11 protein-coding genes are annotated in these 9,051 nt (G+C 36.8%); 5 read left to right on the top strand and 6 right to left on the bottom strand.

Translation table 11 applies throughout. The features are described 5' to 3' along the window. The first annotated feature begins 298 nt into the window (after nt 1-298). Nucleotides 299-1,225, top strand: a complete 927-nt coding sequence (locus AC3DU7_RS17110) for a PEP-CTERM sorting domain-containing protein (protein ID WP_488040527.1) — start codon at nt 299-301, stop codon at nt 1,223-1,225. Here the strand turns inward: AC3DU7_RS17110 and AC3DU7_RS17105 are convergent. Beyond that, a complete protein-coding gene (locus AC3DU7_RS17105; protein WP_488040526.1) occupies nt 1,205-1,333 on the bottom strand; it encodes a hypothetical protein in 129 nt (42 codons plus the stop codon). The genes AC3DU7_RS17110 and AC3DU7_RS17105 overlap by 21 nt on opposite strands. A gap of 10 nt (nt 1,334-1,343) precedes the next feature. Between AC3DU7_RS17105 and AC3DU7_RS17100 the strand changes: the two genes are divergently transcribed. The 3 genes from AC3DU7_RS17100 (at nt 1,344) to AC3DU7_RS17090 (ending at nt 4,238) form a co-directional block, all read left to right on the top strand. After that, on the top strand, nt 1,344-2,264 hold the full coding sequence (locus tag AC3DU7_RS17100; protein ID WP_488040525.1) for a PEP-CTERM sorting domain-containing protein: 921 nt from the start codon (nt 1,344-1,346) through the stop codon (nt 2,262-2,264). A 118-nt stretch (nt 2,265-2,382) separates the two neighbouring features. Beyond that, complete coding sequence (locus AC3DU7_RS17095; protein ID WP_488040524.1) at nt 2,383-3,099, top strand: PEP-CTERM sorting domain-containing protein; 717 nt, start codon at nt 2,383-2,385, stop codon at nt 3,097-3,099. A 305-nt stretch (nt 3,100-3,404) separates the two neighbouring features. After that, nucleotides 3,405-4,238: a DUF4114 domain-containing protein gene (locus AC3DU7_RS17090; RefSeq protein ID WP_488040523.1), complete on the top strand. Its 834-nt coding sequence runs from the start codon at nt 3,405-3,407 to the stop codon at nt 4,236-4,238. 207 nt (nt 4,239-4,445) lie between these two features. Here the strand turns inward: AC3DU7_RS17090 and AC3DU7_RS17085 are convergent, their stop codons facing one another. The 5 genes from AC3DU7_RS17085 to AC3DU7_RS17065 all read right to left on the bottom strand — a co-directional run bounded on the left by AC3DU7_RS17085 (nt 4,446) and on the right by AC3DU7_RS17065 (nt 8,171). Then, nucleotides 4,446-5,039: a class II aldolase/adducin family protein gene (locus AC3DU7_RS17085; RefSeq protein ID WP_488040522.1), complete on the bottom strand. Its 594-nt coding sequence runs from the start codon at nt 5,037-5,039 to the stop codon at nt 4,446-4,448. A gap of 48 nt (nt 5,040-5,087) precedes the next feature. After that, nucleotides 5,088-5,339 (bottom strand): hypothetical protein, encoded by a 252-nt coding sequence (locus AC3DU7_RS17080; RefSeq protein WP_488040521.1) that lies wholly within the window; start codon nt 5,337-5,339, stop codon nt 5,088-5,090. Between the two features lie 15 nt (nt 5,340-5,354). Continuing rightward, nucleotides 5,355-6,638 carry a Vgb family protein gene (locus tag AC3DU7_RS17075; protein ID WP_488040520.1) on the bottom strand — a complete coding sequence of 428 codons (1,284 nt, stop codon included), beginning with the start codon at nt 6,636-6,638 and terminating at the stop codon, nt 5,355-5,357. Between the two features lie 412 nt (nt 6,639-7,050). Continuing rightward, nucleotides 7,051-7,173, bottom strand: coding sequence for a hypothetical protein (locus tag AC3DU7_RS17070; protein WP_488040519.1), 123 nt, complete (start codon nt 7,171-7,173; stop codon nt 7,051-7,053). A gap of 83 nt (nt 7,174-7,256) precedes the next feature. Next, a complete protein-coding gene (locus tag AC3DU7_RS17065) occupies nt 7,257-8,171 on the bottom strand; it encodes a DNA cytosine methyltransferase (RefSeq protein ID WP_488040518.1) in 915 nt (304 codons plus the stop codon). A 136-nt stretch (nt 8,172-8,307) separates the two neighbouring features. On the opposite strand from AC3DU7_RS17065, the gene AC3DU7_RS17060 reads away from it, so the two are divergent. After that, complete coding sequence (locus tag AC3DU7_RS17060) at nt 8,308-8,781, top strand: hypothetical protein (RefSeq protein WP_488040517.1); 474 nt, start codon at nt 8,308-8,310, stop codon at nt 8,779-8,781. Nucleotides 8,782-9,051: the final 270 nt, after the last annotated feature.

Raw genomic sequence — 9,051 nt, 5'->3', positions numbered from 1 at the left:
ATAATCTTATTTGACCGTATTTTTACAGATGTATTTCGAGCTTAACTCTAACCGTAGGTTGGGTTGAGAAAACGTTAGTGGAGCTTATCCGGAGGATAAACCCAACATAATTTGAATGAGGCTTCTGTTAAGTGGCACTATTGCTTTTTATGTTGCACATCTCCAAGGGAGAAAATTTAACAACAGATACTACTTTTGTGTTGGGTAGCGCTGTTGCTTAACCTAACTTACGAAACTGTAGAGGCTAAACGGCCATTTACCCCTACAGATAACCCAAAATATTATTAGAACACTGAACATGATGATCAAAAAAACAATCAAACCCTTACTTTCCTTTTTCATTCTGCAACTAGCTGTTGTCCTCCCTGCCACAGCAACTAGCAACATTCTCTACCTCAACTCAACCCGTGGGCAAGGTACTGGTAGCTTGGGCAATTTCCGAAGTACAATCGCTGACTTCATTGATAACTATGAAGATGGCAATGTATTCGATGTTGATTTTGTTCAAACCCACGTTTCAGGAGACTTAGCATCTTTTCTCAATGCTAAACCAATCGATTATTACGACCAAATTTGGTTTGATACAACTATCTATATAACTTCTCTTCTCAGTGGAGCAGACTTTGATGCTCTCAATACTTGGTCGATAAATAAGCAACCAGAATTCATCCTTGATAGCTCCTTTTTCGTCCGCAACAGAATAAGTAATTTCATGACTGCTTCTGCTGGGGCAGTAACAGTTAACCAAGCATTAGCACTACAGGACGCTGGAGGTGGTATTTTCATTGGCACGGATCATAATAATTTTGCTTACACTGCCAACCAAGTTCTTACTAACTTTGGTTTCGATAGTTTTTTCACTGGTAGTAATATTATTACCTCAAACGGATCTTTCGTCGGCAACTCCATGTTAGCTCCTAACTCCGTTGGTTCTGACTTTTTCACCAACCATCTAGAGAGGTTATCTACATCAAACGTACCCATCGGGACTCATGTATTAAATGAAAACGGTGGCAACCGCACCATCAATATATATGAGAATCTATTTTCATACAGTCCCAACAAAGTTGCACATATAGGTACAAGCTTCGATCCAGGGAGTCAAACCACACCCATAGACAATCCAGAATTACCAGAATCTATTCCAGAACCCAGTTCAATATTAGGTCTGTTTGTCTTGGGCGGTTTAGGTATTCGTTCTCTTTTATTGCGTATATCGCAATAATACAATGTAAGACAAATGTGTTTCAGGCGTTGGTCGATAGAAAAGAGCGATCGCCTCAACACCCTTGGGCAAAGAGCCGTTTGTTCCTAAAACTATTTTGTTAATCATAGAGATAATTATGAGTAATCAAAAACATCAATTAGTAAATCAAGCTATTCTAGCTATAGCCACTACTTTCGGTCTTTTTTCTGCCACTGTTGCTAATGCTGCATCCCTCAATGTTCTATGGTATGGTCATACCGATGCTTACAATGCCAATATTTCACAGTTAGCTGCTCAAGTACCAACATTTGACCCTGAAGGAGACGGCAGTTTAGATTGGAATCTCACTTTCTGGAATCCTCTAGACCCTACACCCGACTTTTCTGATTATGATGTTCTGGCGATCGGAACTGGTGGGAATGGAAAAAAAGGGTTATTTAATTTCGACCCTACTAGGATTTTAAATAATAAAGACGCAATATCTAGAGCCAGAGGCAGTCGTACATTCTTAAGTGGTCAGGATGCAGACTCGCACTATATTGGCAGTCCTGGTCCTCGTCCTAACGGTCCTCTCGGTTTTTTAGTCAATGCTGTTAACTGGGCAGGCAGTGGAGAAGGCATGGGTATTGTGGCTTTGACTGATAGTTGGTCTCCTACAGCAAATTCTGGAAATCGGCGGTGGTGGTTAAACGATCGCTCTTTTTTGAAAGATGAATTAGAAGGTTATGTTTCCTACTTCGTTACAAATAGCGTGGTTATTCCGACACAAACCTCCGACTTTCCGGTAAATGAAGGCTTAACAACCAAAGGTTTGAGTAACTGGGGTGCATCTGCTCACGCTACTTTTGACAAGAATATTCCTGGTTACTTATCTATTAATGATGCTGGTTCTCGTCCTGGTTACGCCGTTACTATTGTCACTGCCTCCGAAGCTGACGGTAGCACTGAGGGACCTGAAACAGAAACAGAAAAAGTTCCCGAACCAGGTTCAATTTTCGGTCTATTTGTATTGGGTGGTTTCGGTGTTCGTTCTCTTTTGTTGCGTATATCGCAATAATACCGTGTAAGACAAATGTGTTTCAGGCGTTGGTCGATAGAAAAGAGCGATCGCCTCAACACCCTTGGGCAAACGGCTGTTTGTTCCTCAAACTATTTTGTTAATTTTCGAGATAATTATGAGTAATAAAAGACATCGGTTAATCAATCAAGCCATCTCAGCTGTTGCTACTACTAAAGATATGCTCAGAAAAAATCACTTATCCTTACCATTTTTCGCTATTTTGACAACCCTAACTTTCTGGGTTCCAACAGAAGCGCTTGCTATTTCTATAAAAGCTACTGCTACTGGCTCTTCTAACCCAACTCCTATTTTTGGAGGAAATCTACAGAATGGAGACTTTCTAATTCTACAGAATCCAATTGTCCAAAGATATCCTACAGGTGATGGAGCTGATGAAAGGACAAACTGGCTATTTGATTTCTCAAGTGACAGTAATCTAGCACTTTTTCCAACTTCTAGCCCTCTAGACTCGGCTCTCCTAACTTTGACTCTCTCCCCTGCTCATTCTGGAGTTACAACAGATGCCACTGGAGTTCCTGACGGAGAATATACCCGTATGTCTAACGTTCTTGGTATCCCTGCTGAAAAAACTACAGGTACAGTTTCTATAGAATTACTAGACTTTGGGTTTACCTCTGCAGGTATTATCAATTCATTAGATCCTGTTACTAATACAATTCCCTGGTTTTATCAGGATGATGCAGTTGTTTCTTACGCAGAGCTAAAGCTGACAGTAGAACAAGAAACAGAATCAGTCCCCGAACCAACAAGCACAATAGGAATAGCGAGTTTAGCAGCGATCGCTTTTTTCAGATATAAACGCCGTAGTTAACATAGTCATTCTCTTTTGTTGCGTATATCGCAATAATACAACATAAGACAAATATGTTTCAAAACTGAATAGAGCGATCGCTTTTTTCAGATATAAACGCCATAGTTAACATAGTCATTCTCTTTTATTGCGTATATCGCAATAATACAATATAAGACAAATATGTTTCAAAACTGAATAGAGCGATCGCTTTTTTCAGATATAAACGCCATAGTTAACATAGTCATTCTCTTTTGTTGCGTATATCGCAATAATACAACCTCTAATTTCAAGTTCCATTAATTAACTGTTATCGGGAGAAAACTATGAAATTTTTCTTCAATTTACCCATTGCTAGTACCATTGCCTCCTTATTATCTGTTGCTTCCTTTGCTAGTGGCACTCAAGCAGCTATCCTCTATCAAGCATCCCCCAATTACCCCCAACTAGGGACGCGCCTCTACGCTAGTGGCAGCGATGTAACCGTATCCATTTTACCTGCACATGCTGGTTATGATAGCTACTTGTGGCTGACTTCTCCCCATCGAATCCCTGTTGCCTCCAATCGAGAAACCGGAAGACTTGTAAATTTAGGTGCTGTCTCACCAGGAGCCGAACTCCTTTTTGGATTGCAAGTTTACAATACTGGCCATTGGTATTACACAGGTGAAGCTAGTCGTAATCCTGATGGCATCGCCCATGCTAAAGTTACCTATTTAAGTCCTGGTGTTGCTAGGGTTGGTTTTGAAGATATATTCGGTGGCGGAGACAGGGATTTTGATGACCACACTTTTACGTTTTCTGGTATTAATTTAGCCCCTAAACTTACCCAAGTTCAGTCAAAAGTTGTAGTCAAAAGCGGAGAAAAGTTTGACTTTTCGGCTTCAGCTTTTGATTTTGAAAATCCTTACGATCTAGTATTTTCCTGGGATTTTAATGGAGATGGTGAAATTGATTACGAAGGGACAGAAGGTAAAGGAGCCTGGAATTATGGAGGGCGAGGAGTTTATACATCTAGCGTTACTGTGACAGACCAATCTGGTGCAACAGCTCAATATACTTTTCAAACAGAAGTTGTGCCTGAGCCTACTTCTGTCATAAGTTTGGCACTTCTGGGTACATTCGGCTTAGGAGCGATCGCTCGTCGAAAAGATAATTAGGGCTTCAGGAGTCATTTCAGTTATCAGCTAAAAGTCTTATACTATCAGTTTTTTATTCCCCCTGTTGCCTGTTGCCTGCGCACAGCGCTATAATTCCTATTTATCCTGAGTTATGACTCCTACCCCGATCAAAAAACTTTATTCAGCAAACCCTAATTATCAATTATCAATTATCAATTATCAATTAATGAACTTCCTTCTGCCATACTAAAAATTCAACAAAATATTAGCAGCTTCATCTAAATCTTTCCCAAAAGAAATTATCCCATCTTCGTGACCTGCCATTACTAATATTTTTTCTACTCCTAATTTCTCTTCATCAAACAAACGAAATATTTCTTTTGCCATTTGTGGAGTACCATAAGGTACTTTTTGATTAGAAGTAGGAACCTTATACATAAGTTCTTGCCAAAGCTGAGAATTATGAATATGAATAATACCCATAATTTCTGGTTGATAATAATAGATAGCAGCATGAGTTAAAGATTCAGAAGAAGCTTTGACAGGTCCGCAACAAGTTAGGCTATTTTCCTCAATATTAAAATCAGTAACTACCGTGTAATATTCTGGTCCTAAAATTTCTAAATGGGCGGTTTGAGTGCCAGTAATAATAAATTGATTTGAGTCATTTATTCTCTGACTGACATTACCAAAACCAATGCCATTTTCATAAGCACCAATTAATCCTAACGAGTACATAAAATCTCGCTTTTTCATTAAATCAGTAATGCTATAGCTTGCCACAGGTTCCTCTTTAACCCAATGACATTGATATTTTATTACTCCCTCATCCATAACCATAAATTTAAATGTCGTTAATGTAGTTAATGTAGGTTGGGTTGAGGAACGTTAGCGGAGCTTATCCGTTAGGATAAACCCAACAGATAAAGCATCAGCAGAACTTATATTATATCCGCATAGTTTTTCCTGACTATATATAATGTCAATGTCTTTGTATAAGTCTGACTCGGTATTTGTTGGGTTGCGCTCCCGCTTAACCCAACCTACTGTATCATAACTCATCCTTCCCACACCTCCCACAATACCTCTATTTTGTTTTGTTGGGTTGCGCTTCCGCTTAACCCAACCTACTATAATCATAACTAATGAGCTGGCTTAATTTTCCGCAGGAACGAAATTTAATGCTTGACCATTCAACTGAGGAAACTCAATAAATACATCTATCAAGTCACCTGTTGCGCCATCAAAACGAACCACACTACCAGTACCAGTGCTACTAGCATAGAGATTACCATCAGGTCCAAAACCCAACCCTCTTGGCGCATCTAATATTGGCACTCCCTCTGCATCCACGCCAGCATCAAGTACATCTAACAACCCTCCTGTCTCAACATCATACACGCGGACAGTGGCTACCGAATCATCCTGGCCAAATGGAAATTCACTGCTGACATAGATATTGCCATCCAAACCATTAATCACATCTAGAGGACTTAATTCAGGGTCATTGACAAAATTAGGATTCAATACCTGACCTGTGAGACCATCATATTGAATGACTGTACCACCGCCACCACCTGTTGCTGGATCGGCACCATTTCCTAAGTAAAAATTGCCATCGGAACCAAATACAAAACCTCTGGGAAAATCTACTAATTCTGAGGGAATAAACTCATCAATAAAATCTCCAGTTTCACCGTTGAAACGTACAATTGAACCTAGCGATCGCGCACCTACATAATAATTATTATCTGGTCCAAAAACGGCACCACCACCATTTAATTCGGGAAATTCTATAAATGTTTCAATGAAGTTTCCTGTAGTGGCATCGAAGCGTAAAACATTGTCATTTCCACCATTAATTAAAACAGTATTAGACTCATCAATTTCTTGTACAATATCCCTGGGGTCAGTTAATCCTCCACCATTAGGAAATTCACCAATTAATCGACCAGTTAAACCATCAAAACGAATGGCTGCATCATTACCATTATTAGCTGCACTGGTGACAACTACATCAAATATTGTGCCGATAAAATTTTGGGAAAATAATCTATTTTCAGCAATACCAAAATTAACAAAATGTTCGATGGAAGTTAATAAATTTTGTTGAACTGCATCAGCAACATCTGGATTTGTTTGGAGATAAATATCGGTATTAAATTGAGAATTAGGATCGCGATTTTCAAATTGACCAACTTGAATAAAATGTTGAATTGGAGTAATTGAGTTTTGTTGTACTAAGGCAGCAACATCTGGATTATTGGTTAAATAAAAGTTAGTATCAAAAAAAATACTAGGGTCTCGCCCTTCAAATTGACCGAAGCGAATAAAGTGGTCAAAGCCGCTTTGTACGATGCCATTATTTACTGCTTCTGCAATTTCGGGGTTAAAATCTAGATAAAGGTTTTCATCAAATAAGTCACTAATTTCTAGCATAAGTCATATATTTATTCGGGATATTTTAGTTATTAATGCACAAGTACTTTTATTTGGCAAGTTTTGGTATTTTCTTGCTTTTTAGTTAGCAATAATTGAATAATTTTTGTGGAGATTTTCCTCTGTTTATGAGTTGCTTGGAAAAATTCAGCAAGTTCTATTTAGGTATTTTCATTTTTACACCTTTCTACACATTTTGAAGCCTCCCTATTTAAGGCAGGGCTAATTCTTTGTCGTCAGATAATATTTACAAACCTATATTTTTTCGATATCCCAAACTCCCCACAATTCCCACACTATCCTCCTTTTTTCTCTAGTGAGAATAAATAGATCCTGCCTATTTAAGGGGATAAAATCAAAAATTTTCCTTTTAGTCAATTCCCTTCTTTTAAGAAGAGGTAATTATTAATTATTAATTATTAATTATTAATTGCTGAAATATCCATTTTACACAATCTGGCACAACTGAATTACCATATAAAGCATATTGATGATAAATTTTAGCAATTCGACACCAATTATCGGGAAATCCCATTAGACGAGCATATTCTACATTAGTTAAACGGCGAAATTTATCACCAACTTGATATCTTTCATAATGTCTAGAAGTAGAGGCAGTTAATGTGGAAGTAACCCCATTAATACCGAAGATAGTAGCGCTCCTCCACCCTGGTTATATAATATTTCGACACCATTGCAATATCTATTGACAGTTTTGCTATGTTTGATTCTTTCAAGAGTTTCAAAAGTAAAATCAAATTGTGTATTTATTTCTGATTCATGTTGCAGAATATCTTTGAGTTTTTTTCTGGGTTTGATGTCAGGCATTAAAGGTAAAGATTGACTATAAAATTTATTTTTATACGCAATACCCCAGTGATAATTTTTGCTATTACCATGAAGAATGGGCTGCATAGATGTTTCTATTTCGCTATTTTTATTCCAGGGTAAGCTGTCAATATCGTTCTCTGTTAAAAATACAGAAAGTTTTTCTAGATTGAGTATTTTTTGTGTTGATTTTACTCTAGTACCCAAAATAAAAATTCTGTCTCTATTTTGGGGGATACCAAAATTTATTGGGTTAATAATCCGCCATTCAATAAAATAATCTAAGGCAGCTAGAGTATTTAAAATTATTCGGAAATGATACCCCTTTTCCATTGTCAAGATTCTTTTGACATTTTCTAATAAAAAATACTTTGGTTGTTTGGCTTGAATAATTTCAATAATCTGCTCAAAAAGTGTTCCTCTAAATTTATCTCTAATTCCCATTTTTTTGCCAGCTTGACTAAATGGTTGACAGGGAAAACCAGCAGTTAAAATATCATGTTCGGGAATTTCTGATACCTGAATTTTATTAATATCACCTAATACTATTGAGTCACTACCAAAATTACTTTGATAAACCTGACAACAAAGTTCATTAATATCATTAGCCCAAATAGTTTCAATATTTGCAGCTTTCATTCCCAAACAAAATCCACCAATTCCAGAAAATAATTCTATGGCTTTGAGTTTGTTAATATTATTCAATGTTATTATCTCCTTTGAAATAGCTATCAGCATTCCGGAGGAAATGCTTACAGTATGACAGCTTGTCTTTTGACATTTTAACTACTTTTACCCATCATAAAAAAATTAAAAATCATAAAATAAAGGAAAAACAAGGATGAAAAAACTACTAAAACTCACATCAATCATATTAATTGTAACTGCGGGATTAGGAATTGCTAAGACAGTTCATTCTTCTAGTAACTATTTAATTGCTGATGAGTCTCACGGAGGCATGAATCATAGTCATAAAAAAATGGAAATTCCAGCAGATAAACCAGTTCCTAAAGTTGATTTAGTTGCTTATAAAGATACTATGAAAGGATGGAATTTAGAGCTGAAGCTAACTAACTTTAAGTTTGCCCCAGAAACAGTAAATCAAAGTAGTAACCCCAATGAAGGTCATGCTCATTTATATATCAATGACAAAAAAATTACTAGAATTTATAGCAATTGGCATTATCTAGGAAATTTAGACCCAGGCAGCAATAAAATAACTGTTACTCTAAATACGAATAAACACGAAGATTTAGTCAGTAACAGTAAGATGATTATGGATACAGAAATTATTGAAGTGACAGCACAAAAATAGGGTGCATCTCAATATAATTAATAATTAATAATTAATAATTAATAATTAATTATTCGGTAACAGGGAATAGGGAATATATAGGAAAAAAGTATTTTTGCAAATATGAGATTTACCCCAAAAATAGGATTAATTACAGCAGTTATCTAGTTGATCAAGTACAAGGTTTTATTGCTTTAGGGAACAGGGAACAGGGAACAGGGAACAGTTCATTAATGGATAATGGATAATGGATAATTGATAATTACCTCGGGTTTTAACCGTTACGGAATT

It is taken from the genome of Okeania sp. (genome assembly GCF_983059655.1).
The sequence above is the reverse complement of the archived record's forward strand: the minus strand, read 5'-3'. Positions and strand labels throughout refer to the sequence as shown.

Coding starts and splice junctions, on each gene's coding strand:
- AC3DU7_RS17060 (WP_488040517.1), top strand. CDS start 8,308: ATGAAAAAACTACTAAAACTCACATCAATCATATTAATTGTAACTGCG.
- AC3DU7_RS17105 (WP_488040526.1), bottom strand. CDS start 1,333: ATGATTAACAAAATAGTTTTAGGAACAAACGGCTCTTTGCCCAAGGGT.
- AC3DU7_RS17095 (WP_488040524.1), top strand. CDS start 2,383: ATGAGTAATAAAAGACATCGGTTAATCAATCAAGCCATCTCAGCTGTT.
- AC3DU7_RS17070 (WP_488040519.1), bottom strand. CDS start 7,173: ATGGGATTTCCCGATAATTGGTGTCGAATTGCTAAAATTTATCATCAA.
- AC3DU7_RS17080 (WP_488040521.1), bottom strand. CDS start 5,339: ATGATTATAGTAGGTTGGGTTAAGCGGAAGCGCAACCCAACAAAACAA.
- AC3DU7_RS17090 (WP_488040523.1), top strand. CDS start 3,405: ATGAAATTTTTCTTCAATTTACCCATTGCTAGTACCATTGCCTCCTTA.
- AC3DU7_RS17085 (WP_488040522.1), bottom strand. CDS start 5,039: ATGGTTATGGATGAGGGAGTAATAAAATATCAATGTCATTGGGTTAAA.
- AC3DU7_RS17075 (WP_488040520.1), bottom strand. CDS start 6,638: ATGCTAGAAATTAGTGACTTATTTGATGAAAACCTTTATCTAGATTTT.
- AC3DU7_RS17110 (WP_488040527.1), top strand. CDS start 299: ATGATGATCAAAAAAACAATCAAACCCTTACTTTCCTTTTTCATTCTG.
- AC3DU7_RS17100 (WP_488040525.1), top strand. CDS start 1,344: ATGAGTAATCAAAAACATCAATTAGTAAATCAAGCTATTCTAGCTATA.